The organism is Bradyrhizobium sp. USDA 3262, assembly GCF_054060035.1.
This window is the reverse complement of record NZ_JBSSCT010000001.1, coordinates 1,484,295-1,510,911: the sequence shown is the minus strand read 5'-3', so window position 1 is coordinate 1,510,911 and position 26,617 is coordinate 1,484,295. Positions and strand designations below refer to the sequence as shown.

Sequence of the window (26,617 nt, the reverse complement as noted above, 5' to 3'; positions counted from 1 at the left end):
AAAGGCTGTTGCCGGACAAGACGCGTAGACAGCGGCGCGCACGAAGAGGATAGTGCCGGGGAATATCGGCACTGCCTCGTCTAGCGCGTCGCGAAAGCCAACGTGCGTCTCGCAAAATCAACGAGTTCTGCATCGTTAATAGCTTGCGCACGATACGCCGGATTGCTGTCGTGATGAAAGCGATTTCCGTAGTCGGTCAGACGACGCAACTCGTCGATGTCGGCCTGATTCATGATTTCATTGGCGGTGCCTACTCGCTGCTCGCACAATCCGCGAAAGGGTCCGAGCAGCGTGCCCGGCGTGAAGTGCTGCGGATATGCCACGCGCATGAAGGCTTCAAGCGTCGGCCGCAGCGCTTCCGCGACCTCGCGGCGCTCGCCTTGGGCAGCATCGACGAAGTTGCGGAGAAGCGCGTGACGCCGATCGTGATCCGTGATGAGATCTTGGTTGACATCCCACGCGCGAAGGGTCGATCCGCTAATCGCTCTGTCGAACATAAAAGCCGAGCGCAATGTGGGATCGGTACCTTCCCACAGCGCGCATAGGAATGGCTTGCTATGCGATAGAACGACAACTTGGCTTACCCGCTGTGCAAGCGCACAGATTTCGTGAACCGTGGAAAGGGTGCGATGGTCGTCCAGACTGGAAACGGGATCATCGATGACGACGACCTTGTTCGCCAGATTCGCGTCTTGCTCAAGCGATGCGAAGAAGATCGCGAGCGCAAGCGTATTGCGGTCACCAGCACTCAGGGTGCTCTTGAATGACGGGGAGCCAGCGGACGGATTTGCCGCCGATACCGGCACCGTTCGGCTGTTGATCAGCACATTATAGGTGCATGACGATCCGCCGCGCGTGTTATTCGAAGTCACGCTGTCGAGGCGGAAGCCAGCATTAAAGCGACGTAGGCAATCGTTGATCGCGGCTTGATACGTCGGAAAGATAGTCGTGCGAAACTGATTGAGCGCCGCCCGCGCCGCGTCCCGTGCGGTTTCCGCCGCCATTTTTCTGTTCTGCTCATTCAGATAGTCGGTACACAGCGGCGCGACCTGCGCGCTATGGCGTGACTTAGTCGCGCGCAGGCGCGTGAGGTCGCTTTGCAAAGCAGCTGCATTCGCCGACGCCGCCTGCTCCTTGACAAGTTTGATCGCCGCATTGGCTTCTTGAAGCTCGGCCGAGGCTAAGCGGACTTCGTCTGCCTTCTGCTGGTAAGCAGCGATGGCACTTTGGGCTTCTGCGCTCAACTCAATCCGCTCGAGGGGCGCCGCGGCCTTGGCATCCAACACATGGTTAACCGCCTGACGCATATTCATCCACGCGTCATTGATGCCAACGCTGTCAAAGCGCACATCGCCGATCTCAGTGAACTCTGACCAGAAAACGCGTCGCTCGTCTTCGACCTGCCTCTCGCGATCGTAGTACATCTGTGCATCGCTGCCGAACCGGTGGTGAAATGCTTCGTAAGCTCGCTCGATTGAGGCTTTGTGAGCCTCATAGGCTCCCGCGAAAAATGCGCGGTAGTGACCGACGATCGACGAGCTGCCGAGATCTTGGGCGCAGAAAGGACATGGCTTACCTTCCGGATTTTCCAAGCCGCCCTGAACACGCCCGACGCCTTCTGCAATCCAGCGCTCGCCGCCCACCCCAATCATCTCGCAATGAGCCTGCACTTTATCGGTCGCGATTTGATCTACAGCCTCGATGCCAGCAGCAAGCAATTGTACAATATCGTCCACGTCCACAGCGGGAAGCTGCAAGTCGGTAAATTGCATTGTTGTCTGGATGGCGGTTTGCTTACCGGCGGCGGCAATGGCTCGCTCGACATCGCGTATGCCTTCGTCGACCTGACGATTTTCTGGAAGTGCGCAGAACGTCTCAACAGGCAGGCCGAAACGTGCCGCCTCCGGGATGGCGTTACCGAGGTCGCGCAATGACCGCGTGAGCATCTCAATTGCTTCGATTTGTGTCTGCACCGCCTTGTTCAGGGCGACGCCCTGTGACCCGAGAATAAACTCGTGCAGATGCTGCCGGTGCGCGGCATCGATCGCTAGACCAGAGCAGATGTTCTGGTCGACGAAGGCGTCATCGAAAATCGCAATATCGGGGACGTGGCGATTCCATGCACCATTTTCGAACATGGCCTGCGGCGGCCCACCTGCGCAGTCAATGATGATGCGCGGAGGATGCGTGGCGCCAAGCCGGTGCCGCTCGCGGATAAGCACGGGATCGTTTTCGGCAAGGGATCTCACAATCGCCGACAGAGTCGTCTTGCCGCGTCCGTTCTCTGCGTAACCGAGCGCCAACCTCGCCAGCGGCAGGTTTGCTCCAGTCGAGACTGAATCGAACTGGCCGACGTTTTGAAGAAGGCGAAAGGTGATCAGCATAGCGACGCTCGGCACTCGGAAACGGGAGCTCAGTTATATCCTGGAAACAGCGCGGACAGCGGCTTTTGCGGCATTTTCCAAGGTCGGCATAAGCCTTTCGCGTGTTATGCCCTCGCGCTCCAGCATGATACGCAAGTGGGGAATTTCCTTCGCCGGTAGAACAATCCGGCGAAGCATCGGATGGTCTTCATCATACAGGTAAGAGGCAGGATCTTCGTCGGTGTACTCGGGTTCATTATTCAGCGCCACAACAACTTCTTCAACAGATGGCCAAGCTCCGTTCCGCGCGAAGAATTCAAATGCCCATTCGTGCTGAACCTCAAGCAGCAGCCCATCCTGAGCCAGAATAAAGTCGTTGCCGCGCCTCCGCGGCAAGAATGGACGTAGAAGGGTCGTGCCGATACCACCCTTGAAATCATACATTGACTCGACAGCATTCATATCCATTGCCCAGACGCACAGATCAGTCCCATCAAGGCCTGGGCCATAATCCTCCTGAGCAAAGAAGATCGCGAACAGGGGATTGAAGGTCCAGTCCAGAAAGCGGGTTGGCACGCCGTAGTGCTGCGCGATCCCGATATCGTTGGCGGAGAGAAACGGACTTTCGCTATCGGGCGCCTGTCGGGTGTCGTCGATAACGACCGGCCCATAATTCAAATCCATCGAATAGGAAGTGTCCGGTTCGTCCACGTCGAAGCCCATGCGCCAACCGATGCGTCTGAATTCGTTCAGGACGAGCTTTTCAGCGTGTGTCCAGGCTAGGGCCCTCTGCAGATTTGTGCCTGATGGGACCTTGGCATCAATTCCGTTCCTTGTGCGGATCTCAGCTTTCGCCAGCTTCTCAATCATCGCATGCAGGCGGCTTCCTTCCGCAGCGGATCTCCATGCTTGAGGCTTTAGCCGCCAGGCCACATTTCTGTGACCGCGAAAGACCCATCGCGGGACGTCCAGATCACTCTTATGCCAAACGGGATTCGATGCCCTGAGGAGGGCCATAAAACTTGCTGCATCCATTACAGCTCTCCAATGAAAGGCTATTCGGACCCGTTAGTCAGCCGTGCGCAACCAGAGGCTCGTTGTTTTCCTCAGCGGTCTGCGCTGGCGCCTGGAACACCCTTTCGAGGATGGCGGGCGTCAGCGCATCGTACAGACTGCGGATCTGCTCTTGTTCGGCCAGAAGATGTTCGGCCATGGCGTGCAACTCAGAAAACCAGCGCTGCTTCTCAATCGACGGTACCGGGACTTCAATGTTTGCCAGGGCTTCAAGCCCAAGCGTTCGATTGCGGCCAGCCCCACCTGGGGAGGCATCCTGAATGCGGCCAAATCCCTCGTCGGTTTGAAAATATTGCAGGAGAAATCGAGCTTCGGCGACGCCTGCTTTCGGAACACAAGTTATGTAGCGATGTGAACCCACTCGATGTGCGTCCTCCGGCTTCGCAATGGCGATGGCTCCCTCCCACGCGAATACGTTGCTGAATAGCAGGTCTCCAGTTTCTATCCAGAATACGCGCTTCGATCCTAGTTCAAGCGCCGAAAGACTCGGTTTGTGAAAGGTACCTCTGAAAAACGAGCGAATTCCAAGCTCGGGGTAACTGGCTTCAAAGGAAAGATCGATCGGCCGTCGAACCAAGGGAGAAACTGCTTCCATCGTGGCTCGTGGCGCATTTATCGCGATTTCGCGGAATCCCGCGAGCAAGAGCTTTCCGATATCATCTCTCTGACGCTCGCGTAGATGTAGAGCATCACCGATCTGGGTTGCTGCACCCTGAATTCGATCGAGAATGCGCTGCTGTTCGACAAGTGGGGGGAGCGAAATAGTATGTTCCAGCAGTTGCTGCGGATGAACGCGCTGCCTACGATGGCCGATCCCGGTGCTCGTGGCAGCTATATCTTTCCATATCGCCGGATGCCGAAACATCCAGGCTAAGTATTCCGGGAACACGCGACGACGGTCACAATCGAAGGTCGGAAATTCATTGGAAACGAAGTGCTCATCGCAGCTTTCCGGGACAACTCCGTAAGCGCCTTCAAAGGCAAATAGCCGGCTGTAGATAAATTGGCCCGCGTGTATTCGATAAAGGGTGTCAGCACTCGTGGAGCGGCCCTCAATGGGTGGTTTCGAGAACACCCCCCGGCCGAAGCTGTAGATTCCAACGTTCGGGTAAGCGCGCGAGGGATCCACGGCATACGGTTCTCGCGCCAGGGTAAGGATTTCGCCCAGAGGTACCTTCGCCCCAAATTTGTTCATGCGGGCACTTTTTTCAGATGGCCAATAATGCCTTCGACCAGTCCTAGGATATTTCTCTCCTTGGCGAGGATCTCCTCGGCGAGGAGCTCCGGCGCGACATGCTCAAAGTCCATAGCACCCCTGGGATTTCTCAGATCAAGATTGCAGTTGTTAGCGATGATTTCACCGGCGGGTACCTTCCACGCGCGTTCGTTCTCCGAGCGCTGCGTCCACCACTCGAAGCAGGGCTGGAACTCTTCAAACTGCAGCGGAAGCGTCTTCGTATAGTTCTTGCGTCCTTCCGGGATCGGATGCTCGTAGTACCAAACATCCTTGGTGGGACCTGAGCGATCAAAGAATAGTATGTTCGTCGGGATTGGCGTGTAAGGCGCGAACACTCCGTTCGGCAGCCGGACGATAGTGTGAAGGTTGAATTCCTTGAGCAACTCTTCCTTAATGCGAGCGCAGACACCATCACCAAAGAGTGTACCGTTGGGGACGACGACAGCGGCTCGCGCCGGCCGTTTGGCATTTGTCGGCTGACGATGAAGTTTACGCATGATAAGTTGAAGAAACAGAAGCGCCGTCTCCGCCGTCTGCCGATCCTCGGGGAAGTTACCCTGGATTCCTTTTTCCTCCTCCCCGCCAAAAGGCGGGTTTGTCAGGATAACGTCAACCCGTTCCTTCTCTCCGATCTCGGAGAGCTTAAACCGCAGCGCGTTTCCCGGATCAATCTGCGGTGCATCGAGCCCGTGCAGCAGCAGGTTCATTTGCCCAAGAAGGTAGGGAAGCGACTTGGGCTCGCAGCCAAAGATGCTCTCGGTCTGAAGCCGCTTTCGATCGCTAACCGTTTTGACCTGCGTCGATAGGTGATTGAACGCCTCGACGAGGAACCCGCCCGTGCCGCTTGCCGGATCAAGGACGGTTTCGCCAAGGCGCGGATCAGTCACCTCGACCATGAAGCGAACCATGGCCCGGGGCGTGTAGAACTCGCCGGAGTCGCCAGCCGCATCGCGCATTTCGCGCAGCATTGATTCATAGAGTGCACCAAGCGTGTGAAGCTCGACAGACGAGGTGAAATGAATGTCAGCGACCTTATTGATCACATCGCGAAGCAGATATCCGCTTTTCATGCGGTTATCGACACCGCGAAAGACGGTGGCGATCACGTCACGCCGATTGTCACCATTCGAGCTCGACAGTCCGCGCAGATAGGCGAAAACACCAGGACCCTTCTTGCCTGTTGGGAGGCGCGTTTCATCCTGATTGATGAAGGCCAACAGTTCGTCCCCGGTAATGCCCTGAGGATTGGCTGCCCAATCTCGCCAACGGTAGGGTGGATCAATAGCGGGGCGGAACTTTTTCTTTCCCAGCTCAGCCTCTTGCTCGCGCTGCTGCTCAAGGTCATCCAGAAACTTGAGAAACATGATCCAGGTGAGCAGGGGTAGCCGGTCGAGATCCCCATTCAGGCCCTTGTCCTTGCGCATGATAGCGCGGGCAGCTTTGAGCAAGCTGCCGAGCCCTTGCGCCGTCGTAAGCTGCGCTTCAGCACCATTTGGATTGGTGGTCTTCTTACTACGAGCCATAAAGGATGCCTTGCAGATCGGTTACCGCGGTACGGAGCTGCTCGGGTCCTCCGAACAGCTTGATGATTTCTCCCGGATTGCCATGATTCGAGATGGGCGGTACATGCAGAACGTCGGGTAGCACAAATTGCGCGTCGCCGTGTTCCGCATATTTCTCAAGGAGTTCATCGAGAAGCTGCCGCGCCTCGGGCCCATATTTCTCGAAAAAGTCCTTCCGTTCCTGCTTTAGGCGCTGAGCTCGCTCCCGCCGGGTGCGCAGGGGCGCATTAAATGCCAGATGGCAGAGAAGATCGAATGGGTCGGCGTCCGGCTGCTCGGTTTGTTCGGCCAGTTCGTCAAAGCCGACACCTCGCTCAGCCAAAGCCTGAATAATCTCGTCGCGCTGGGCAGCGTCCGCCCAGCGTTTGCGCAACTCCTGCGCCGTCGGACAAAGCGTCCGGATCGTTTCAGCAGCGTAGTCGGTATATCGAACGACGCGTAGCTGCTTTCCATTTGGGTCGAGCTCGTGCACGAGATGCGCAACAATCGAGACCTGACCACCGTCAAAATAGAACTTGCGCGGTTCTCCGTCAGGCGGCTCGACAATGGCAGGCTCAGCTTCTGGAGGTACTATTTCTCCGTCCGGAGTGGTTTCGGTTGTAGCGACGATGTCTCCCTCGTCGTCCACCTGTTCCTCTGTTATTTGAGATGGATCATCGTCGAAGGCTGGATCGGCGAACATCCGCGTTGCTGATCCCGTGTAGTCGATGATGTTAAACCAGAGCTTTCCATAGTCGTCGCGCAACCGCGTTCCGCGGCCTATGATCTGCTTGAATTCACTCATCGAGCCCACGACACGCGCCAGCACTACATTCTTGCAGGTCGGCGCGTCCACGCCGGTCGTCAGCAACTGCGAGGTCGTGAGGATCGCCGGCGTGCGGGTTTCGACATCCTGGAAGCGGCTGAGATGGCCGCGCCCGATTTGCCCTTCGTCGGCTGTTACACGGCAGATGTAATCGGGATTTTGCGCGTTGAGATCGGCATTCAGATTCACCAGCGCTTCGCGCATTTCACTGGCGTGCTCCTGATCAACGCAAAAAACAATAGTTTTTGCGAAACGATCCGTTTTTTTGAGAAACTCCGTGAGGTGATGAGTAATCGCATTTGTGCGGGCTCGAAGCGCGATGACCCGCTCGAAGTCCTTAGTTTGATACTCATCATCGGGTATCGCGCGACCAAAGCGATCGACCTCGTCCTTGCTGGGTCGCCATCCGGCAGCATCCCATTGGGTAACGACACGATGAACACGATACGGGGCAAGGAAACCGTCGTCGATCCCTTGACGAAGACTGTACTCGTAGATCGGCTTGCCGAAATAGAGGTAAGTGTCGCGGTTGTCTTCGCGAAGTGGCGTGGCGGTCATGCCGAGCTTGTAAGCCGGCTTAAAATAGTCAAGGATGACGCGCCAAGAGCTGTCGTCGCGAGCGCTGCCACGATGGCATTCGTCGATGATGATCAGATCGAAGAAGTCCGCCGCAAAGGACTTGAAAAGGCCCAAACGTCGCTCATCTTCGGCGAGCGCCTGGTAGATCGCGAAGTACATTTCGCGACTCTGCACGACCTCGCCGGATTCGATCTTGTAACGGGCATCTCCAAACGCCGCGAATAGACCGTCCTTAGGCTGATCGACCAGGATGTTGCGATCGGCGAGATAGAGAATCCGTGCACGGCGGTGCTCGCCGGTGCGATTCCAACGCGACGACCACAGCTTCCAGCAAATCTGAAAGGCCACAAAGGTCTTGCCGGTGCCGGTGGCCATCGTGAGCAACAGACGCTCACGGCCTTTAAGTATCGCCTCGACGGTCCGGTTGACCGCGATCTGCTGGTAGTAGCGCTCGTCTTTACCGCCGGTGTGATTGAACGGGGTTAGGAGGCGCTCGCCCACCTCGGGCTTTCCGAGGCCTTGTCCTGCTTCATAACGCGCCCAGAGATCCTGCGGTGTTGCATAGTCTGTAACGTGGCGTTCTGTGCCGGTGAAATAGTCGATCTCGATGATGTCATGCCCGTTGGTGGCATAGGCAAACTTGAGGCCGAGCATTTCCGCGTAAGTGCGGGCCTGCTGGACAGCGTCAGCGGCGGTCTTGTAGGCCGCCTTCGCCTCGACTACGGCCAGTGGAAAGTCGCGCATGTAGCGCAGAAGGTAGTCAACACGTTTTGGCGGTTTGCGAATGAAGCCCTTGCCAACCGGGACGATCCGCCCGTCCGTGATTGTGCGCTGCTCGGCGATAGAGTGAGGATCAGTATCCCAGCCTGCGCTCTGTAGCTTCGGCACAACAAGTTTTCGGCAGGTATCCGCTTCTGTCGCCATCAAATCATCAGACCAAAACTAGGTTGAGAAAGGAAAGAAGATCAACTTAAGGCTAATCTATCGGAGCGAAGCAGAATGAAATCAATCCCCTAATGGTATCAACTATCGAATAAGCTTTCGCACTTCTCCACGGTCATAAGTTCAGCGCGGGCGCCGCCAGTTGGTAAGCTTGTTAGGATTCTCTTGACGCCATTTGACCGCGGCCAGTTCTGCGGCGCCGGGGATTCAAGGCCGATCGAATCCGCAACCGAACCAATGAAGACACACATTGGAATCGGCTGCTTATTCTTTTCGGTTGAGCGAGAGAGATTCAAAACTGGCCCCTACGAGGGCCTAGTTTTCGCCGAAATGCCGTACTGTACCAATTCCCGACGTTCTAGGATTCGGAGAAAAATGCGTTCTCCAGCCCCGTTCGCGGCTCGTTTTTAGTACGGCCAGCATTCTCCAGGGCAAAAAGATCACGAAAACGGCCGAGTTTTCGGGCCGTCTCCGTTTCGAGGTACGAAATTTGGTGGCAAAGTGGCGGAGAGAGTGGGATTCGAACCCACGGTACGGTTTCCCGCACACACGCTTTCCAAGCGTGCGCCTTAAGCCACTCGGCCATCTCTCCGGGAGGCCCTCTCTTGAAGGGCTGAGGCGGATTTTGCAAGGGAGCGCGGGCCGGGCGCGCGAAATTTCCACAACAGATTGAAAACATTGGGTAAATTGATAGCGATGGCGGCCGCGCGCCGTCGCCTTGCGCGCGGCCGCGCGCGATTTTGGCCGGCGGTCGGTCAGGGAGCGGCGCAAATCAATGGATGCATCCGATCAGCCCGCCTCTTCGTCATTCCGGAGGCTCGCCGCAGGCGCGAGCCCGGAATCTATTGGGCCGCATCGCTCCTGGAAGAACGGATGCCGGATTCTCGCTTTCGCGAGCCCCGTCGCGGGAACGCGAAGTTATGACCACTGGCCGCGGGTGCTGTCCGTATTTAAGCCCCCGTGTCCTAAGTTGATTTTCGGAGTGTCCTAATTCGGATTAAGCGAACGGAAACGGTAGCTTGGCCGATGTTCTCGGTAGGACTACTGAGTCGCGCGGCGGATGTTCTACCCATAGCAATCGTTATGGTCCGCCAACTGTTCTTCCTCCACAGAGGAGAAGTGTTACCGGGGTTCTCCGTGGGTGAACGGAGTTCCAGTCACCCCCTTGCTGCCCGGGCGAACTCTACAGGAACGCATCCAATGCCGCCCCCGTTATCTCCGTATCACCGGCAACTACACCGCGCGTCGGTGACAGAGAGACCAGTTTGCGCTCCCGCCTTTCACGGATTGGGAGCGTGTCATGTGCGAAAAGTGTGTCGAACTGGACGGCAAGATCGAGCATTTAAAGGCGCTGTCCATCCATGTCACCGACGAGTTTACCTTGGCGGGGATGGCCCTTCTGACCAAACATTATGAAGATCAGAAGCGCGAATTGCACCCCGAACAGAAATAAGCCGCCTCAGTTGGCGGCCTTATCCAAATCAATCTTCAACTCGACCGGTTCGTCCATATCGCCGTCGCCATCATAGATCTGCGAGACGTTCATTGCGAACGTCCGAAACCAGCGCACCCGTTGTGCAGCAGGCCAACCTTTTTCAGCGGCGGGAATCTTCTTGAGAAGAGCGATCAGCAAAGGGTCCAAATCAAGTGACGTGCCCTCTCCATTGCCTCCGCCGGTGCCGCCAGTCCCGCCACTAAATGGCTTCTCAAAGAAGCCGGATCACCACGCCGCAGCCGTGATCCTGAGCATCGAATCGCTGCGACGTACGACGTGAATCCCGGTCGCGTGAATGAGGTGCTGAAAGGCTCTCGACATCGCGGCAGTCGAGAAGCGGCGCTATCTCGCAAGTCAGCTTGAACTACGAAGCACGGCGCGAGCCGGGCTTTTTCTTGGCCCAAAGAAACGACCCCAGCGAGGGGCATGCTGAGGCCGCAACATAGGCAAATGCCGCCCCGGTCGAAGCGTTCTAATACAACCCATGACGCCGGAAGAGATGCGAGCGATGGCAGAGCAGTGTGATGAGGTGGCCTTGAAGCTACTCACTCCCGAGCGTGCAATTGTCAGGAACGTCGCAGACCAATGGCGTATGCTGGCGGACCAATCCGAGATAATACGTAAAGAGTGGCAATCAATCAGGTCTTCCAGCTAGACCGTTTTCCTGGCGATACCCCAAGGAAACGGCCCCAGCGCGTTGGAACAAACGCTGAGGCCGCCTTACCGCGCCGCCTGTAGAAGATTGCAGATTATGACAGCCGCGTCCCTCAAATATGTTTCGCTGTCTGTCCTAATTCCCCTCTGCGAGTGTCCTAACTAGGACAGCACCTGGCCGCGCAACACACTCAGTGTCCTCCCTGCTCCCGTGCGCAATGGCGCACTAGGCAGGGACGACAGCACGGCGGATGGGCGAACTAACGCACCCATCCTGCATCGTCATGATTCGCTCAGTGATATCGCGCGGCAAAATCCGCCGTGCGGCGCGGCCACAGGGTTGGTGGCTCGGGCAGCGCCGCGTTTCCCGCACTGTGCGTATCCTGCAGCGCCTCGATGAAATCGGCGAACCATTGCTGGATGGTGCCGCTGTTGAGCTTCTCCATCATCGCTTCCCAGCGCATCCGCCGCTCGGTCAGCGGCATCGCGAGTGCCGTCGCCAGGGTGCGCGCCATGCCGTCGATGTCGTGCGGATTGACCAGCAGCGCGGCGTCGAGCTCGTTCGCCGCACCGGCGAATTTCGACAGCACCAGCACGCCCGGGTCCGCCGGGCTTTGCGCGGCGACATATTCCTTGGCGACCAGGTTCATGCCGTCCTGCAGCGGCGTCACGACGCCGACCTGCGCGGTGCGGTAAAGGCCTGCGAGCACGCCCTGGCCAAAGCCCTTGTTGAGGTAGCGGATCGGCGTCCAGTCGACCTCCCCATGCACGCCGTTGACGTCGGTGACGAGCTTCGCCACCTCGCTCTGCAGATTGCCGTAGGCTTCGATCGCGCCGCGCGAGGGCGTTGCGATCTGCAGCAGCGACACCGAACGCTTCAGGTTCGGATGCAGCGTCCACATCTTGTCGAACGCCTTGATGCGGTTGACGAGGCCCTTGGAATAGTCGAGCCGGTCGACGCCGATCGCGAGCTTCTCGCCGTTGAGGCTGCGCCGCAGCCGCGTCACGTCGGGATGCGTCATCGCCTTGGTCGCCTGCTGCGCGAACTTGCCGGGATCGATGCCGATCGGAAATACCGCGGCGCGGGTGCGGCCGAACGGCGAATTGATCACGCCGTCGCGCAGCTCGAAGTCGAGATCGTGCTGCACATAGCTCAGGAAGTTCTCGCAGTCCTCATCGGTCTGGAAGCCGATCAGGTCATAGGACAGCATCGCCTCGATCAGCTCGCGATGATTGGGCACGCCCGCGATCACCGCGCGCGCCGGCCATGGCGTGTGCAGGAAGAAGCCGATCGGCTGCGTGACGCCGAGATCGCGCAGCTCGGCGCCGAGCGCGAGGAAATGATAATCCTGGACCCAGAACACGGAATCCGGCTTGCGGAAGCGCAGTAACGCGCGCGCCATGAACGCGTTCACTTCGCGATAACTCATGTAGTCCTCGCGGGACGCACGAATCAGATCGGCGCGCGAATGCATCGCGGGCCACAGCGCCGAATTGGCAAAGCCTTCGTAATAGCCGCCATAGTGCGCGGCCGGCAGATCGAGCATCGCCAATGCGCCCGCCCCGAGCGCTTCGACCTCTGCGAAAGGTTCCTTCAGGTTCCCGTCGCGGACGCGTCCACTGGAACCAACCCATATTGCCCCTGTCTTTTCCACCACCGGCAATAATGCCGCTGCCAGCCCCCCCGTCATGGGTTCATTGGGTTTTCCGCGCGAGACGCGGTTCGATACGACGACGAGGTTCACCAGGTCCCCTCCTGTTGGTCAACTCGCGTATTAACAACCATTCATCAAGATGGTTCCTGATCAAGGAATCTCCCAATTGAAACCAAATTCTGGCGAACACGCACGGAACTCGCGGGAACTCGCGAAAAGAAAATTGCGCGCGAGGTTGACGCCACGACGCAAAAGCACCGTATTCGATTCGGCTGCGATGAATGGGTTTCGGTTAGGACAGGCTGACGTCCCTATCAACGTCGAGCAGGTGCGCGAGGAATTCGCGCACATCGCTCGGTCCGTCGAAATGTCCGGCGACGCCGGTTGCGCGACGGCCGACGGAGAACGCGAGACCGTCGAAATCAGGCATGATCGCGAACACGGTCTCGTCGGTGACGTCGTCGCCGATGAAGAACGGACGCCGTCCCTTGAACGGCTCATGCGTCATCAACTCGAGCACGCCGGTCGCCTTGGTGAAGCCGGAATGCTTGATCTCACAGACGCTCTTGCCCGGCAGCACCTCGATCGGCGCATTCGGCAGCTCGGCGCGGATCAGCGACACCGCCTCATAGATCGCCTTCTCCGCCTGCGGCGCCAGCCGATAGTGCAGTGCCAGCGAATAGCCCTTGTCTTCGAGCAGAATGCCGGGGCTGAGCTTTGCGATCGCGGCAAGACGGCGCTTCAACTCCTTGTCGAGCGGCGGCGCGTGTGCGGCGACCGCCTCGCTGTCCGGCTGCAGCCGCATCTCGGCGCCATGGCCGCCGATCGCAGGAAACACTTCCGGCGCGAAGATCAGGTCGATGTCATTGAGGGAGCGGCCGCTGACCAGCGCCAGCGCGCCGTGGGTGCGCTCATGCAGCTGCTTCAGCGTGGTCGACAGTTCCGGCGGTACCCAGACCTCGCGCGGCGTCGGCGCGAAATCGAGCAGGGTGCCGTCGATGTCGAGCAGCACCGCGGCCTGGCGGAGCGGCGGAATCAGCGACGCCTGCGTCGGCACGCTGTCCGTCTTGGCGTCAGGGGCGATGTCATCATCCATGGGCATCTCGGCCACGTCATGCTTCGTCATAGTCTACTCCACACATGCCAGTGGTCGCGCGACAGATTCGAGCGATTTCCGCTCGGCCGCGACGGCATAGCGCCATGCGACCACTGCGGCGACCATCATGAGCGCCGACCCCAAGAGGTAGCCGGCGAAGACGCTGTTGCGCGATCCGGTGTCGATCAGCACGCCGAACAACGCCGGCCCGATCACGCCGCCGATGCCGGTGCCGATCGCATAGAAGGCGGCGATCGCGAGCGCGCGGACCTCCAGCGGAAAGGTCTCGCTGACGGTGAGATAGGCGGCGCTCGCGGCCGGCGAGGCGAAGAAGAAGATCACCATCCAGGCGATGGTCTGGGTCTGCGCGCTGAGCACGCCGATCGAGAACAGATAGCCGGACAGCGCCAGCAGCACCCCCGAGACGCCATAGGTCAGCGCGATCATGGTGCGGCGGCCGAGCGTGTCGAACAGGCGGCCGAGCAGCAGCGGCCCGAGGAAGTTGCCCGCGGCGAAGGGGAGGATGTACCAGCCGACATTGCTGGCGGCGACACCGAAGAAGTCGGTCAGGATCAATGCGAAGGTGAAGAAGATCGCATTGTAGAAGAACGCCTGCGCGGCCATCAGCGTGAGCCCGACCAGCGAGCGCTGCCGGTAGGTGTAGAACAGCGTCACCGCGACCTCGCGCAGCGGCGTGTGATCGCGCATCCGAAGCCTGATCTTCTCAAAGCCGTCGCTCGGCTGCTCGTGACCAAGCACGGAGGTCTCGATGTCGGCCACGATCTTGTGGGCCTCCTCGGGACGCCCGTGGATCATCAGCCAGCGCGGGCTCTCCGGAATCCACATCCGCATCAGCAGCACGACGAGGCCGAGCACCGCGCCGGTGAAATAGGCGATCCGCCAGCCGTGATCGGGTGCAAGGAACGTAGGGTCGAGCAGGATGATGGCGCTCAGCGCACCGATCGCCGCACCGATCCAGAAGCTGCCGTTGATGACGAGATCAGTCCAGCCGCGATAGCGCGCCGGCACCAGTTCCTGGATGGTCGAGTTGATCGCCGTATATTCGCCGCCGATACCGGCACCGGTGAGAAAGCGAAACAGCGCGTAGCTCGCGACATTCCACGACAGCGCGGTTGCGGCGGTCGCCGACAGATAAACCGCGAGCGTGATGAAGAACAGCTTCTTGCGCCCGATCCGGTCGGTGAGCCAGCCGAAACCCAGCGCGCCGAGCACGGCGCCGGCGAGATAGGCGCTGCTGGCAAGCCCGACATCGGCATTGGAGAAGCTCATCGTCGGGCTGTCCTTCAGCGCACCCGACAATGCACCCGCGAGCGTCACTTCCAGCCCGTCGAGGATCCAGGTGATGCCGAGCGCCAGCACGACGCGGGTGTGAAAGCGGCTCCAGCTGAGATTGTCGAGCCGGACCGGAATCGAGGTCTCGATGATGCGGTCGTCGTCCGGCGTGACCGGGGCCACGGCCTGTTGCGTCGTCGCGGAGTTCAACTGTGTCGGCTGCAGTGTCATCAGGATCGACCAATGAGAAAAGCCCCGGAACGATCTGTTCCAAGGTTCACTCACCCGGAATTGCGGCAAACGGAGTGCCCGCCACGCGACGTCAACGCCGCAGGCCGGCAAGGGTTCCCGCAATGCGGCATAGGAACCGCGATTGCGGCGAACTGTTCTCGGCTCAAAAGACACGGAGGCATCGATGGCCGCACACAAGCAAGCAACACGCAAGACGGCAAGGAAATCACCGGCACGGTCCACGAGCACGACGCGTCGCAGGCGTGGCGCAAGCAAGACGACGGCGAAGCGCTGGTCGCAGCGGGTGACGAAAGAGAGCGACGCGCTCGATCTCAAGCGCGGCGTGTTCAAGCAGACCAGCGCGAAGAAGATCGCATCATCGCTGAAGCAATCCGCCGAGCACAGCGCGCGTCGCAAGAGCGGCGCCTATCGTTCCGCCCTGTCGATGCTGACCTTCTATATCAACCGCGCCGGCAAGACCCTGCCGAAGACCGAGCGGTCGCGGCTGGAGCGCGCCAAGGTCGAGTTGAAGCACCAGTTCGGACGGGACTGACGCTGTCGTCCTGGCGAAAGCCAGGACCCATACGCCGCGGCCCACGAAAAGGGCACGCGGCGAGCAGCCCTTCCGCCGACAAACAGTTGTGGTTATGGGTCCTGGCTTTCGCCAGGACGACGATGGATAGACCAGCGCGCCTTACGCCGCGCGGATATTCGCCATGAAGCGGTCGAGCTCTTCGCGCAGCCGCGAGCTCTCGACCGACAGCGAGCGGGCCGAGTTCAGCACCTCCTCGGAGGCAGCTCCGGTCTCGGTGGCGCCGCGGTTGACCTGGGTGACGCTGGAGGCCGCTTCCTGCGTGCCCTGCGCGACGTTCTGCACGCTGCGCGCGATCTCCTGCGTGGCCGCGCTCTGCTGCTCGACCGAGCTTGCGATGTTGGTCGCAATCCCGGAGATCTGCCCGATGGTGCCGCCGATCTCCTTGATGGCGGCGACCGATTCCTGCGTCGCCGCCTGCATGCCCGAGATATGGGTGGAGATCTCGTCGGTGGCCCTGGCGGTCTGGCTCGCCAGCGACTTCACCTCGGCCGCGACCACCGCGAAGCCACGCCCGGCGTCGCCGGCGCGCGCGGCCTCGATGGTGGCGTTCAGCGCCAGCAGATTGGTCTGCTCGGCGATCGCGGTGATCAGCTTGACGACGTCGCCGATCTCCTGCGCGGCGCGCGAGAGCTTGCCGATCCGGGCGTCGGTCTGCTCGGCCTGACGCACGGCGGAATCCGCGATCTGGCTCGACTCCTTGGCGCGACGGCCGATCTCGTCGACGGACGCCGACAGTTCCTCGGTCGCGGAGGCGACCGACTGCATGTTGCTGGAGGCCTCCTCGGAGGCGCCGGCGACCTGGCTCGACAGGTTCTGCGTGGTCTCCGCAGTCCGCGTCAGCGTACCGGCCGCCGATTCGAGCTGCACGGCGGAGGCCGACACATTGGAGACGATCGAGCCGACGGCGGATTCGAATTCGTCCGCGAAACGAATCAGCTCGTTGCGCCGCGCGGTCGCACTCGCCTTGTTCTGCGCTTCCTGGGTCGCGGCATCGCGTTCGGCCTTGGCGATCGCCTGAACCTTGAACTCCTCCACGGCGCCGGCCATCTCGCCGAGTTCGTCGCGGCGGCCGAGGCCCGGCAGCACGACGTCGAAATTGCCCGCCGCGAGCTCGCGCATCGCCGCACACATCGCCGCGATCGGTCGCGAAATACCCTTGCCCAGCAGGAACGCCCACACCAGCCCGAGCACGAAGCTGCCGGCGGCGAGCATCAGGATCAGCTGCTCGGTTTCGCCGATCATGGTGTGCGATTCGTTTTCAAGCCGCTTCTGGTCGGCGAGCAGATCGGACTTCATCGCCGCCGCGCCCTGGCTGATGGCGGCCGCGGACTCCGTCATCTCGACGGTCAGTTCGTCGATCGACTTCGCATTCGCGATCAGTTTGGCGAGCGCCTCGCGGTACTCTTCGAGCAGCGCGGTGATGTCCTTCACGCTCTGGGTGATGCGCTCGTTATTCGAGGTGATCGCCTTCACCAGATTGTCGGCGAATTTCAGCCGGGCGAGCGCGCTGGAGGCGACCGTCTTGTCGCCGTTGACGACGAAGGTGTTGACGGCCCCGGTGATCGACTGGAGCTGGTCGGCCACCTTCTTGGCGCCGAACTGGATCGACTGCAGCTCGGAATCATCGGCATTGCTCGGCAGATCGTCGAGCTTGTAGCGCATCGAGGTCGCGCTGCGGGTCAGCTTGTTCTGCGCGGTCTGTGCGCTGTCGTCCTTGATGCGGACGATCTCGGCGAAGATCTTGGTGAAGGCGCGGAATTCGCGCTCCAGCTTGGTGATCTGCTCGAGCCGGGCCGGATTGGTGGTGCCCTTCATCGACGCCATGATAGCGTCCTTCAGGCTGGCCTCGGCGGCGAGCGCGGCCTTGGCGTCGTCCTCCTTGCCGGTCGCGACGAAGTAGCGCGCCAGCGAACGGTAGGAGATCAATTCGCGATCGATGTTGCGGGCCAGATCGGCTTCCGCGACGCTCTGGCGATAGGAGCCGACGCCGGCGGAGACCCGCTCGAAGCCCATATAGGCAAAGCCCATGGTGGCTGCCGACAGCGCCAGCGTGACGGCAAAGCCGAGCATGATCTTGGCGCGAAATCTGAGGGTTGGGATCCTGATCGACAACGATCGCTTCAGCCCCGGCATTCCAACCCCCGTCTTCATTCTGAAAACCACGCGAGGTCCGGCAGCAACCCGCCCCAGACCCCGGAGCGCAAAACTAAGGCAGAATCGATAAGGCCCGGTAAATGGGCAGCGGCCGCCCGGTCCGGCGCGATACTACCTTGGTCGGGCTAGGAGGGTGGGTAAGGTGATTGACGCGCGGGTCCGGCCCGATAGTTTAGAACCGATCAAACCTGACCCTGCCCGGGCCAGGAGAACACATCGGGAGGTGTCCCATGTCATCGCGTCGACCGGCGCCATCGGCGCTTGCGGCGAGCGTAGCTGCCGGCGCGGTCGCCCGGCCAATGGCATTTCCCCTCACGACCTGAAAGACACGGGCGAGCCGGAACGCGAGCCATCGCGGCATGGCCCGGACGCCCTCACGACCCGCGCGGGCTCAACCGGCCGCGCCAAGAAAAGCAAAAAATTCTGGTCAGGGAGAGCGCCTTTGGCGAAGCAGAACGGTAGCGCCGCCGACAGTATAGTCGTGGTGCAGGCAAAGACCGACGGGCCGCGGGAAGCAGCCGACGAGATCGCGCGCCAACTGGCGGCGGCTGATCTCGCGATGCTCGTGGTGTTCGTGTCGCCGGTCTATGAGCCGCAGACATTCATTGCCGAACTGTCCAGCCGGATGCCCGACGTTCCGATCTTCGGCTGCACCACGGCCGGCGAATTGTCGCCCAGCGGTTGGGACGAGGACAGCGTCGTCGCGATGGGCTTCAACGCGGCCGATTTCATCATCGCGGCCCGGCCGCTGTTCGACCTTTCGACATTTCGGGTCGACCACGGTCGCTCGATGTGCACCGAACTGCAGAACGAATTCGCGCAGCGCACCGAGCATTGCGATCACACCCATGATTCCTTCGGGCTGCTCTTCATCGACGGCATGTGCCAGCGTGAGGAGACCATCATGTCGGCGATCTATGCATCGCTCGGCGATATCCCGGTGGTCGGCGGCTCCGCCGGCGACGGCCTGCGCTTCGAGAAGTCCTGGGTCTTCCATGGCGGCGAGGCCTTTACCGATGCCGCGGTCCTGATCCTGATCCGGACCCGGCTGCCGTTCCGCCTGTTCAAGTGCGACCACTTCGAACCGACCTCGACCAAGATGGTGGTGACCGAGGCCGACATCGAGCACCGCATCGTCAAGGAATTGAATGCCGAGCCGGCCGCGCTGGAATATTCCCGCGCCGTCGGCCTCAGCGACAGCAAGCTCGAATTGTTCTCGTTCGCCGCGCACCCCGTGCTGGTTCGCGTCGGCGGCGCCTATTACGCGCGGTCGATCCAGCGCACCAACCCGGACGGATCGCTGCAATTCTTCTGCGCCATCGACGAGGGCATGGTGCTGACGGTGGCGCGCGAGCGCGACCCGATCGACGTGACGAGCCGCCTGCTCAAGGAGCTGACCGAGGATCTCGGCGAGGTGTCGATGTTCATCGGCTTCGAATGCGTGCTGCGTCGGCTCGACGTCGAGCAGCGCCAGCTGTCGCGGGAGATGTCGGAGCTCTATCGCCGCAACAAAGTGATTGGCTTTCAGACCTATGGCGAGCAGTATCGCTCCATGCATGTCAACCAGACGCTGACCGGCATCGCCATCGGCAAGCGGGCACTCGCGCCGCAATGACGGATACCAAGACCACGCGAATTGCGGCGCTCGAACGCGAGGCCGAGAAGCTGCGCAAGATCAACGCGGCGCTGATGTCGCGCGTCGAACGCTCGACCGATCAGCAGCTCAACGCCTTCTCACTGTTCGAGACCGCGATCGCGCTGGACCAGCAGGTGCGCGACCGCACCCAGCAGCTCAAGCACGCGCTGCAATCGCTGGAGAAAACCAATGGTCGCCTGCTGCAGGCCAAGCAGCAGGCCGAGGCGGCGAGCTCGCTGAAATCATCCGTGCTGGTCTCGGTCACGCACGATCTGTTGCAACCGCTGAATGCGGCGCGGCTGACGCTGTCCGCGCTGACCGAGATGGCAACCGAGTCCAAGAGCGGCGCGCTGACCGACCAGATCGATCGTTCGCTGGCGACGCTCGAGGACATGCTGCGGACGCTGCTCGACATCTCCAAGCTCGATGCGGGCGTGCTCAGGCCCGAATTCGGGCCGGTCGCGATCGCCTCGCTGTTCGAGCCGCTGGAGCAGGAATTTGTCGCGACCGCCGCCAAGCGCAATCTCGGCTTCCGGATCATGCCGTCGTCCGCGGTGGTTCGCTCCGATCCGCTGATGCTGCGACGGATCCTGCAAAACCTCGTCGCCAATGCGCTGCGCTACACCCAGCGCGGCAGCGTGCTGATGGGATGCCGGGCCAGGGGCGATGACATCTGCATCGAGGTGCACGACACCGGGCCGGGCATTCCGGAAGCGCAGCGCGAGGCCATCTTCGTCGAGTTTCAGCGCGGCGAGACCAGCGCCGGCGACAAGGCCGGCATCGGGCTTGGTCTTTCGATCGTGCGCCGGTTTGCCGACCTGCTCGGCCATGACATCAGGCTGAGCTCGCGCGCCGGCAAGGGCTCGGTGTTCTCGGTCACCGTGCCCCGCACCCAGGATCCGGTTGCGATTCCGGTGCGCGAGCAGGCCAGCGTCGACTATCGCTATGGCGGCATGGAGGGCGCCAAGATCCTGCTGATCGAGAACGACCTCTCGAGCGCCGAGGGGCTCGCCCATTTGCTGGAAAAATGGGGCTGCGACGTCGCGGTGACGATCTCCAAGACCGAGGCGCTCGAGCGCATCCACGCACTCGACGGCATTCCCGACGCCATCATCGCCGATCTGCATCTCGACAATGGCGAGACCGGTATTCAGGCCGTCGACGTCATCCGCGGCGCGATCAACGCCAAGGTACCGGCGATCATCGTGACCGCCGACTACTCGGCCAAGGCCGCCGCCGACGTATCGGCCTTCGGCCATGAGCTTTTGAAGAAGCCGATCAAGCCCGCCGAGATGCGCTCGCTGCTGTCGTTCCTGCTGGCGGCGGAGCAGTCGGGCGCGCGGTTATGATCAAAAGCGTTTTCGAGCGAAGTGGATACCGGTTCGCGTGAAGAAAACGCGTCAAGACAAAAACCTGGAGCATGATGAGATTAGGCTAAGCTGGATCGGCATCGGAGGTTTACCTCTCCTTTGGGAGAGGTCGATTTGCGCAGCAAATCGGGTGAGGGGTTACGGTCCATCGAGAGAGCAAGAGCCCTCACCCGGATTGCTTCGCAATCCGACCTCTCCCCGTCGGGGAGAGGTGAACCGAAACCGCCGTGAGCCGACTCAACCAATCTCATCTCGCTCTAGCTGGAGCCCCGTTCCGATTCCATCGGAACGGATAAAGGCTCTAGTCGCCATGCGACGACGGCGAGGCCGTCACCGGCGCGTGGTCGTGCTTGCCGAAGTCCAGCTTCGACAGCGCGATGATGGCCTCGGTGCGGCTGCGCACGCCGAGCTTGCGCAGTATCTCCGAGACATGCACCTTCACGGTGGTGACCGAGATATCGAGCTCATAGGCGATGTGCTTGTTCTGCAGGCCGCGGCAGATCATGTCGAGCACGCGAAGCTGCTGCGCAGTGAACTGGCCGAGCTGCTGCACCAGCTCGCGCGTCTCGGCCTGGGCCTTCCGCGCGGTGGCGGTATCGCGGAAGCGCGTCGGCAGGCACACCGCGCCTTCGAGGATGCCGCGCAACAGCCGCGCCAGCTCGAGCTTCGGCGTCGACTTCGGGATGTAGCCGGAAATGCCGAGCGAGATCGCGCCGCCGACGATCCGGGGATCGTCATGCGCCGACACGATCACGAGCGCGCTGCGCGGCGCGGCGGCGCGCACCCGGTAGGCACCGAGCAGGCCCGTGGTCCCGGGCATCGACAGATCGAGCAGGATCAAATCGAGGCCGTCGCGCGCGGCGATCACATCCAGCGCACCGTCGATCGAGGTCGCCTGCAGTACCTCGGCATCGGGAAATTCGGCCCCGATCACGCCGATCAGGGCGGCACGGAACAGCGGGTGATCCTCGACGATCAGCAATCGAGGCGCACCCGCCTTGCCGGGCGGCGGCTCGTCCGCCAGGGGCGCGGTCGTGGTCAATGCTGCGCCGTCCTCCCTCGGATGCTCATGACAGCCATTGTGCGCGCGACGTTATCTCAAAGCCGGTTGGCAGCCTATAGGCAGGATATCCAATGCGCCCGCCTCGCAGTGCAGCACGGCTAGGGCGCCTTCTCCGCCTTTGCGCCCGAACAGGCCTCCGGGACCGGAAGCGGAATCTTGCCAAGCTCGATGATCGCCTTGTTGCGGCTGAACAGCTTCAGCTTGCGCAGGATCTCGGTCACATGCGCCTTCACGGTGGATTCCGCGAGCTTGAGCTCGGCGGCGATCTCGCGGTTCTGCAGGCCGCGGATGATCAGATGGAGCACGCGAATCTGCTGCGGCGTCAGCTTCTGAATGCGTTCGCGCAGCGTCCGCGCCGTCTCGGACTGTTCCAGCGCGCCGACCGCGACGAAATCCCGCGGCGCCGAGACCGACCCGCTCAGCACGCGCGCGATCGCCTGCGAGAGCTCGCCGAGCGAGGTCGACTTCGGCAGATAGCCGACCGCGCCCATCTCGAGCGCCTCGCGGATGGTGTGCTTGTCCTCTTCGCTCGAGACGATCGCGATCGGCAGCCGCGGATACCGATCCCTGATCTTCTGGAAGCCGGAGAAGCCGACCACGTCGGGCAGCAGCAAGTCGAGCAGCGCCAGGTCGATATTCGGCTCGCTGGCAAGGATGCCAAGCGCCCCCTTGATCGAGGTGGCCTCATAGATCCGGGCATCGGGATGCGAGATGCGGATGGCGTTGCCAAGCGCCTCCCCGAATAGGGGGTGATCGTCGATGATCAGGAACCCCATCATGAGGACCCTCGCACGGCTCAAGCCTCCGTTCCGATTGGATCGGAACGAGGCTCTCGATTCATATTCTGACGCGTTTTCTTCACGCGAACCAGTATCCACTTCGCTCGAAAACGCTCCTCTTGCGAATCGCAGCTTCTAGTTCGATCCGCCGGTATCCTGCACGCTCTGCAGATAGACATATACGTTTCTGAGCTCGTCGTCGTTGAAGACGTCCTTCCAAGCCGGCATGCCCTTGGCCGGCCGCCCGTCATGGACCGTCTTCCAGAATGTCGATTCCATGTCGTCAGCATAGCGCTTCTTGAGCAGCCTGAGATCGATCTTTCGCTCGGCCTGCACCGCGTCCGGGCCGTGGCAATGCGCGCATGTTCCGTTGAAAACCTCCCGCCCGGCGGTGGCATCCCCTTTGGCATCGCCTGCGGTCGCGGCGGTCTGAACCGGCTTCTCGGCCACGGCCGCCTGCCCGACCGTGAGGGGCTCGCTGGCGCCAACGGACGACGTCGTCGCCCGGTCGGCCTCGCCGAACTTCACCGGTGCGCCGTTCGGCACGCCATATTTGGCAAACAGGGCGGAAATCTCCGGCTGCAGTGACGGCAGCACGCCGTCGACTTCGTCGCGCAGTGCGCCGGACGCCTTGGCGAAACCGATCGCGGTCGCCCAGAGCAGGCCGTCGCCTTCGGTCGGCACGATCTGATATTTGTCGCCGTAGCTGGTCTTGTTGAGCCAACCCGCCACCGGCGCCCAGATGAAGGCGATGTCGACCTTGCCCTGTTCGAGCGCCGTCATGCCCTCCTCCGGGCTGAGCACGGTGACCTTCTGGATTTCGTCGCGCAGCGCGAGCAGGTTCTGCGGCGTCGATTGATACTGCACCGCAACCCGCAATCCCCTGAGGTCGTCGATGCCGGCAAGCTTGCGATCCCTGCCACCGACCAGTGCATAGCCTTCATGGGCGATCGGCTTCGAGAAGATCACCGCCGGGCCCATGAAATCGTCGATCAACGGCAGGCCGACCATGGCGTCGCACTGCTTGCTGAGCAGCGTCTCCCGCACGGTGCGCTTGCCGAAATAGGACTTGTACCAATTGGTGCTCACCGTCCGGCCGAGCTTCTGCGCCACCGCCTGGCCGATCTCGAGATAGAGGCCGGGCTTGCCCGGGTCGTCGCTCGAGAACGGAAGATTGGTGGGGTCGGCGCAGAGCCGCAGCGGCGGCTTTGCCTCGCCGGCGCCGGCCGCCAGGGCCGGCGCCATCAGCAGGGCGGAGAGCAGCACGGTCCGGATTGCATGTTCCAACCGCGTGTTGCGCGAGGGGGTGCGCAGTTCGTTTCGGGCGATGCAAGACACGGACAATGCTGCCTCCTTGACGATCGTTACTGCAGGGCGAACACGAACAGCGAGCCGCCTTCGGGCGCCGCGGCGACCATCTTCTTGCCGATGTCGCCGAGGAAGGCGGGCAGCGCCGCGGTGCGTCCGACCACGATCGCGACATACTGCTTGCCGTCGACCGAATAGGTCACCGGACCTGCGCCGATGCCACTGCCGAGGTTCTTGCTCCACAGCACCTTGCCGTTCTTGGCATCGATGGCGCGGAAGTCGCCGTGCAGATTGCCCGAGAACACCAGATTGCCGCCGGTCGTCAGCGTGCCGCCGTTGAAGGGCAGGTCTTCCTTGATGCTCCACACCTTCTTGTTGGCGATCGGATCCCAGGCCACGAGCTCGCCGAGGAAGCCGCCGGGACCCGGCTTGGTCGGGAATTCGGCGCCGAGATAGAACACGCCACGCTTGTAGTTCACGTCAGAGACCGACCAGTCCATGCAGACATTGTTGCTCGGGATGTAGACGAGGCCGGTCTGCGGGTTGAACGACATCGGCTGCCAGTTCTTGCCGCCGATCAGGTTCGGGCAGATGTCCTTGGCGGGATGGCCGGGGCCCGGACGCTTGTCCGGATCCTCTTCCGCCCGCATCGTGTTGATGTCCCACTTCTTGGCCCAGTTGGCGAAGACGTATTTCTCCGCGGAGATCATCTTGCCGGTCTCGCGGTTGGCCACGAAGAAGAAGCCGTTGCGGTCCGCCTTCATCAGTACGGGCGTCTCGGTGCCCTTGATCTTGAGGTCGGCGAGCAGCAGCTCGTTGACGCCGTCATAGTCCCAGGCGTCGGCCGGCGTGCCCTGGATGTGCCACTTGATCTTGCCGGTATTGGGATCGATCGCCAGCGTCGAGGCCGTGTAGAGGTTGGTCAGCTTGCCGAAATTGCCGTCGCCGGTGGAGCGCACCGCAGTATTCCACGGCCCCGGATTGCTGGTACCCCAGTAAACCGTGTCAGACTTGGCGTCGTAGGAGCCGACCAGCCAGGCAGCGCCGCCGCCGTGCAGCCCGGTGTCGCCCTTCCAAGTGTCGCTGCCGGGCTCGCCCGGTGCCGGCACCGTGTGGGTCTGCCAGAGCAGCTTGCCGTCCTTGAGCGAGAAGGCCTGCAATGCGCCGCGGACGCCATATTCGCCGCCGCCGAAGCCGGTGATGACCTTGTCGCGGACGATGAGCGGCGGCGAGGTGATGACCGAGCCCTGCTTGTAGTCGACGACCGTCGAGGTCCAGAGCTCCTTGCCGGTCTCGGCGTCGAGCGCGGTCAGCTTGCCGTCGAGCCGGCCGACGAAGATCTTGCCGTCGGCATAGGACACGCCACGATTGTTGACGTCGCAGCAGGCGTATTGGAGCACGTCATCCGGAATGTCGGGCTGCCAGGTCCATTTGCGCGCGCCGGTCGCGGCATCGATCGCATAGACGTATTTCGGCCCCCACGAGGTCGACACATACAGCGTCTTGCCGATCACCACCGGCGACGATTCGTTGGAGCGGAGCGAAGCCAGCGACAGCGAGTAGACCAGCTGCAGCTTGCCGGCGTTCTCTGAGTTGATCTGCTTCAACGGGCTGAAGCGCGTATTGCCGTAGTCGTGGCCGGCGACCGCCCATCCATTCGGATCGGACGCCGCCTTCACGACGGAATCATTCGCTTTCGACACGCCAATGCCTGCCAGCACCATGGCGACCAGCGACACGCCGGCAAAGAAAATCCCGCTCCTCAGCTTCATTGGCTTCCTCCAATATGGTTTTGTTGCCGCGATGGATGCATCGCGCGCGCGGATCGCTACCGAATTTCATGAACCAGCGATCTTCTGCCGCTGCGTCGGCGATGAAAATGACAGCAACGCCTTTGCGTCGTTATAGGCGGAAGGTAGTAGCGATCGCGGCGACGATTTTTGCGCGCCGCAGGCTCCAGCGGATTGCCGAAAACCGCTTGCGCTGCCGGGCAACTTCGTCGCGCCGGAGTGCGCCGCCGGCAGCTTGCAAATTGCCCATTGAACGGCTGCCTGCTAGGATCAGAGGCACTGCCCGGCGCCTTCATGACAGGGCCGCGACTACGACTTTGATCGCGGTTACGACCCACATGAAGCGTGGTCTACTGGGCCCATAACGAAGCTATTGGGAGAGACGCGTGTCTACAGTCAAACTGACGGTAAACGGCAAGGCGGTCTCGGTCGACGTTGAGGACCGAACCCTCCTCGTGCACCTCTTGCGCGAAAACCTGAACCTCACCGGCAGCCATGTCGGCTGCGATACCAGCCAATGCGGTGCCTGCGTCGTCCATGTCGATGGACGGGCGGTCAAATCCTGCACCATGCTGGCCGGCCAGGCCGCGGGCTGCAACGTCACCACGATCGAAGGCCTCGCCAAAGGCGACGAGCTGCACCCGATGCAGGCGGCGTTCCGCGATAATCACGGCCTGCAGTGCGGCTATTGCACCCCCGGCATGATCATGTCCGCGGTCGACATCGTGCATCGCCATGGCGGCAAGCTCGACGAGGAAACGGTTCGCCACGAGCTCGAAGGCAATATCTGCCGCTGCACCGGGTACCACAACATCGTCAAGGCGGTGCTCGACGCTGCCGGCCGCATGAAGGTTGCGCAGGCCGCCGAATAGCGCGCCACGCAGCGCGCATGATCAAGCTCACCACCGCCGGTCTCGATGGAAACGGCGGCAAATC

20 protein-coding genes and 1 tRNA gene are annotated in these 26,617 nt (G+C 61.4%); 6 read left to right on the top strand and 15 right to left on the bottom strand.

Annotation, left to right across the window (positions count from 1 at the left end; genetic code table 11):
* Positions 1-80: 80 nt before the first annotated feature.
* The 6 genes from ACVWYP_RS07005 to ACVWYP_RS06980 form a co-directional block, all read right to left on the bottom strand.
* Entirely contained in the window at positions 81-2,384 is a 2,304-nt protein-coding gene (locus ACVWYP_RS07005) for an AAA family ATPase (RefSeq protein ID WP_453945743.1), read from the bottom strand.
* Between the two features lie 33 nt (positions 2,385-2,417).
* Positions 2,418-3,398 carry an FRG domain-containing protein gene (locus tag ACVWYP_RS07000; protein WP_453945745.1) on the bottom strand — a complete coding sequence of 327 codons (981 nt, stop codon included), beginning with the start codon at positions 3,396-3,398 and terminating at the stop codon, positions 2,418-2,420.
* Positions 3,399-3,435: 37 nt separating this feature from the next.
* Positions 3,436-4,632 carry a hypothetical protein gene (locus ACVWYP_RS06995; protein WP_453945747.1) on the bottom strand — a complete coding sequence of 399 codons (1,197 nt, stop codon included), beginning with the start codon at positions 4,630-4,632 and terminating at the stop codon, positions 3,436-3,438.
* Complete coding sequence (locus ACVWYP_RS06990; RefSeq protein WP_453945749.1) at positions 4,629-6,197, bottom strand: type I restriction-modification system subunit M; 1,569 nt, start codon at positions 6,195-6,197, stop codon at positions 4,629-4,631. Before ACVWYP_RS06990 ends, ACVWYP_RS06995 begins: the two co-directional genes overlap by 4 nt.
* Entirely contained in the window at positions 6,187-8,544 is a 2,358-nt protein-coding gene (gene hsdR / locus ACVWYP_RS06985) for an EcoAI/FtnUII family type I restriction enzme subunit R (RefSeq protein WP_453945751.1), read from the bottom strand. Before hsdR ends, ACVWYP_RS06990 begins: the two co-directional genes overlap by 11 nt.
* Before the next feature lie 520 nt (positions 8,545-9,064).
* Positions 9,065-9,154: transfer RNA gene (locus tag ACVWYP_RS06980), tRNA-Ser, on the bottom strand.
* Positions 9,155-9,862: 708 nt separating this feature from the next.
* On the opposite strand from ACVWYP_RS06980, the gene ACVWYP_RS06975 reads away from it, so the two are divergent.
* A complete protein-coding gene (locus ACVWYP_RS06975) occupies positions 9,863-10,015 on the top strand; it encodes a hypothetical protein (protein WP_304498217.1) in 153 nt (50 codons plus the stop codon).
* Between the two features lie 6 nt (positions 10,016-10,021).
* Here ACVWYP_RS06975 and ACVWYP_RS06970 read toward each other — a convergent pair whose 3' ends face one another.
* The 4 genes from ACVWYP_RS06970 to ACVWYP_RS06955 all read right to left on the bottom strand — a co-directional run bounded on the left by ACVWYP_RS06970 (position 10,022) and on the right by ACVWYP_RS06955 (position 14,986).
* Positions 10,022-10,195, bottom strand: a complete 174-nt coding sequence (locus ACVWYP_RS06970; protein WP_304498216.1) for a hypothetical protein — start codon at positions 10,193-10,195, stop codon at positions 10,022-10,024.
* A gap of 809 nt (positions 10,196-11,004) precedes the next feature.
* Positions 11,005-12,456 (bottom strand): trehalose-6-phosphate synthase, encoded by a 1,452-nt coding sequence (locus ACVWYP_RS06965; RefSeq protein WP_259245074.1) that lies wholly within the window; start codon positions 12,454-12,456, stop codon positions 11,005-11,007.
* A gap of 202 nt (positions 12,457-12,658) precedes the next feature.
* Positions 12,659-13,492 (bottom strand): trehalose-phosphatase, encoded by an 834-nt coding sequence (otsB, locus tag ACVWYP_RS06960; protein WP_028341580.1) that lies wholly within the window; start codon positions 13,490-13,492, stop codon positions 12,659-12,661.
* A 3-nt stretch (positions 13,493-13,495) separates the two neighbouring features.
* Entirely contained in the window at positions 13,496-14,986 is a 1,491-nt protein-coding gene (locus ACVWYP_RS06955; RefSeq protein WP_304498215.1) for an MFS transporter, read from the bottom strand.
* A 184-nt stretch (positions 14,987-15,170) separates the two neighbouring features.
* Here ACVWYP_RS06955 and ACVWYP_RS06950 point away from each other — a divergent pair, with 184 nt between their 5' ends.
* On the top strand, positions 15,171-15,539 hold the full coding sequence (locus ACVWYP_RS06950) for a DUF3175 domain-containing protein (RefSeq protein ID WP_304498214.1): 369 nt from the start codon (positions 15,171-15,173) through the stop codon (positions 15,537-15,539).
* A gap of 141 nt (positions 15,540-15,680) precedes the next feature.
* Here the strand turns inward: ACVWYP_RS06950 and ACVWYP_RS06945 are convergent, their stop codons facing one another.
* Positions 15,681-17,714, bottom strand: a complete 2,034-nt coding sequence (locus ACVWYP_RS06945; RefSeq protein ID WP_304498213.1) for a methyl-accepting chemotaxis protein — start codon at positions 17,712-17,714, stop codon at positions 15,681-15,683.
* Positions 17,715-18,177: 463 nt separating this feature from the next.
* Between ACVWYP_RS06945 and ACVWYP_RS06940 the strand changes: the two genes are divergently transcribed.
* Both ACVWYP_RS06940 and ACVWYP_RS06935 read left to right on the top strand, forming a co-directional pair.
* Positions 18,178-19,350 (top strand): FIST N-terminal domain-containing protein, encoded by a 1,173-nt coding sequence (locus ACVWYP_RS06940; protein ID WP_304498212.1) that lies wholly within the window; start codon positions 18,178-18,180, stop codon positions 19,348-19,350.
* Positions 19,347-20,720, top strand: coding sequence for an ATP-binding response regulator (locus ACVWYP_RS06935; protein ID WP_304498211.1), 1,374 nt, complete (start codon positions 19,347-19,349; stop codon positions 20,718-20,720). Before ACVWYP_RS06940 ends, ACVWYP_RS06935 begins: the two co-directional genes overlap by 4 nt.
* A gap of 322 nt (positions 20,721-21,042) precedes the next feature.
* Here ACVWYP_RS06935 and ACVWYP_RS06930 read toward each other — a convergent pair whose 3' ends face one another.
* The 4 genes from ACVWYP_RS06930 to ACVWYP_RS06915 form a co-directional block, all read right to left on the bottom strand.
* Positions 21,043-21,783 carry a LuxR C-terminal-related transcriptional regulator gene (locus tag ACVWYP_RS06930; protein WP_069278684.1) on the bottom strand — a complete coding sequence of 247 codons (741 nt, stop codon included), beginning with the start codon at positions 21,781-21,783 and terminating at the stop codon, positions 21,043-21,045.
* A 119-nt stretch (positions 21,784-21,902) separates the two neighbouring features.
* Positions 21,903-22,583, bottom strand: a complete 681-nt coding sequence (locus tag ACVWYP_RS06925) for a response regulator (RefSeq protein ID WP_016843264.1) — start codon at positions 22,581-22,583, stop codon at positions 21,903-21,905.
* 135 nt (positions 22,584-22,718) lie between these two features.
* Positions 22,719-23,921, bottom strand: coding sequence for a c-type cytochrome (locus ACVWYP_RS06920; RefSeq protein ID WP_369525594.1), 1,203 nt, complete (start codon positions 23,919-23,921; stop codon positions 22,719-22,721).
* A 26-nt stretch (positions 23,922-23,947) separates the two neighbouring features.
* Positions 23,948-25,615 (bottom strand): PQQ-dependent dehydrogenase, methanol/ethanol family, encoded by a 1,668-nt coding sequence (locus tag ACVWYP_RS06915; protein ID WP_369525593.1) that lies wholly within the window; start codon positions 25,613-25,615, stop codon positions 23,948-23,950.
* Here ACVWYP_RS06915 and ACVWYP_RS06910 point away from each other — a divergent pair.
* Both ACVWYP_RS06910 and ACVWYP_RS06905 read left to right on the top strand, forming a co-directional pair.
* Positions 25,599-25,799, top strand: coding sequence for a hypothetical protein (locus ACVWYP_RS06910; protein ID WP_245288893.1), 201 nt, complete (start codon positions 25,599-25,601; stop codon positions 25,797-25,799). The two genes, ACVWYP_RS06915 and ACVWYP_RS06910, sit on opposite strands and share 17 nt — an antisense overlap.
* A gap of 268 nt (positions 25,800-26,067) precedes the next feature.
* Entirely contained in the window at positions 26,068-26,553 is a 486-nt protein-coding gene (locus tag ACVWYP_RS06905) for a (2Fe-2S)-binding protein (protein ID WP_304498208.1), read from the top strand.
* The last annotated feature ends 64 nt before the right edge of the window (positions 26,554-26,617 follow it).

Coding starts and splice junctions, on each gene's coding strand:
- ACVWYP_RS06995 (WP_453945747.1), bottom strand. CDS start 4,632: ATGAACAAATTTGGGGCGAAGGTACCTCTGGGCGAAATCCTTACCCTG.
- ACVWYP_RS07005 (WP_453945743.1), bottom strand. CDS start 2,384: ATGCTGATCACCTTTCGCCTTCTTCAAAACGTCGGCCAGTTCGATTCA.
- hsdR (WP_453945751.1), bottom strand. CDS start 8,544: ATGGCGACAGAAGCGGATACCTGCCGAAAACTTGTTGTGCCGAAGCTA.
- ACVWYP_RS06950 (WP_304498214.1), top strand. CDS start 15,171: ATGGCCGCACACAAGCAAGCAACACGCAAGACGGCAAGGAAATCACCG.
- ACVWYP_RS06910 (WP_245288893.1), top strand. CDS start 25,599: ATGCCTGCCAGCACCATGGCGACCAGCGACACGCCGGCAAAGAAAATC.
- ACVWYP_RS06935 (WP_304498211.1), top strand. CDS start 19,347: ATGACGGATACCAAGACCACGCGAATTGCGGCGCTCGAACGCGAGGCC.
- ACVWYP_RS06915 (WP_369525593.1), bottom strand. CDS start 25,615: ATGGTGCTGGCAGGCATTGGCGTGTCGAAAGCGAATGATTCCGTCGTG.
- otsB (WP_028341580.1), bottom strand. CDS start 13,492: ATGACGAAGCATGACGTGGCCGAGATGCCCATGGATGATGACATCGCC.
- ACVWYP_RS06955 (WP_304498215.1), bottom strand. CDS start 14,986: ATGACACTGCAGCCGACACAGTTGAACTCCGCGACGACGCAACAGGCC.
- ACVWYP_RS06925 (WP_016843264.1), bottom strand. CDS start 22,583: ATGATGGGGTTCCTGATCATCGACGATCACCCCCTATTCGGGGAGGCG.
- ACVWYP_RS06945 (WP_304498213.1), bottom strand. CDS start 17,714: ATGCCGGGGCTGAAGCGATCGTTGTCGATCAGGATCCCAACCCTCAGA.
- ACVWYP_RS06990 (WP_453945749.1), bottom strand. CDS start 6,197: ATGGCTCGTAGTAAGAAGACCACCAATCCAAATGGTGCTGAAGCGCAG.
- ACVWYP_RS07000 (WP_453945745.1), bottom strand. CDS start 3,398: ATGGATGCAGCAAGTTTTATGGCCCTCCTCAGGGCATCGAATCCCGTT.
- ACVWYP_RS06975 (WP_304498217.1), top strand. CDS start 9,863: ATGTGCGAAAAGTGTGTCGAACTGGACGGCAAGATCGAGCATTTAAAG.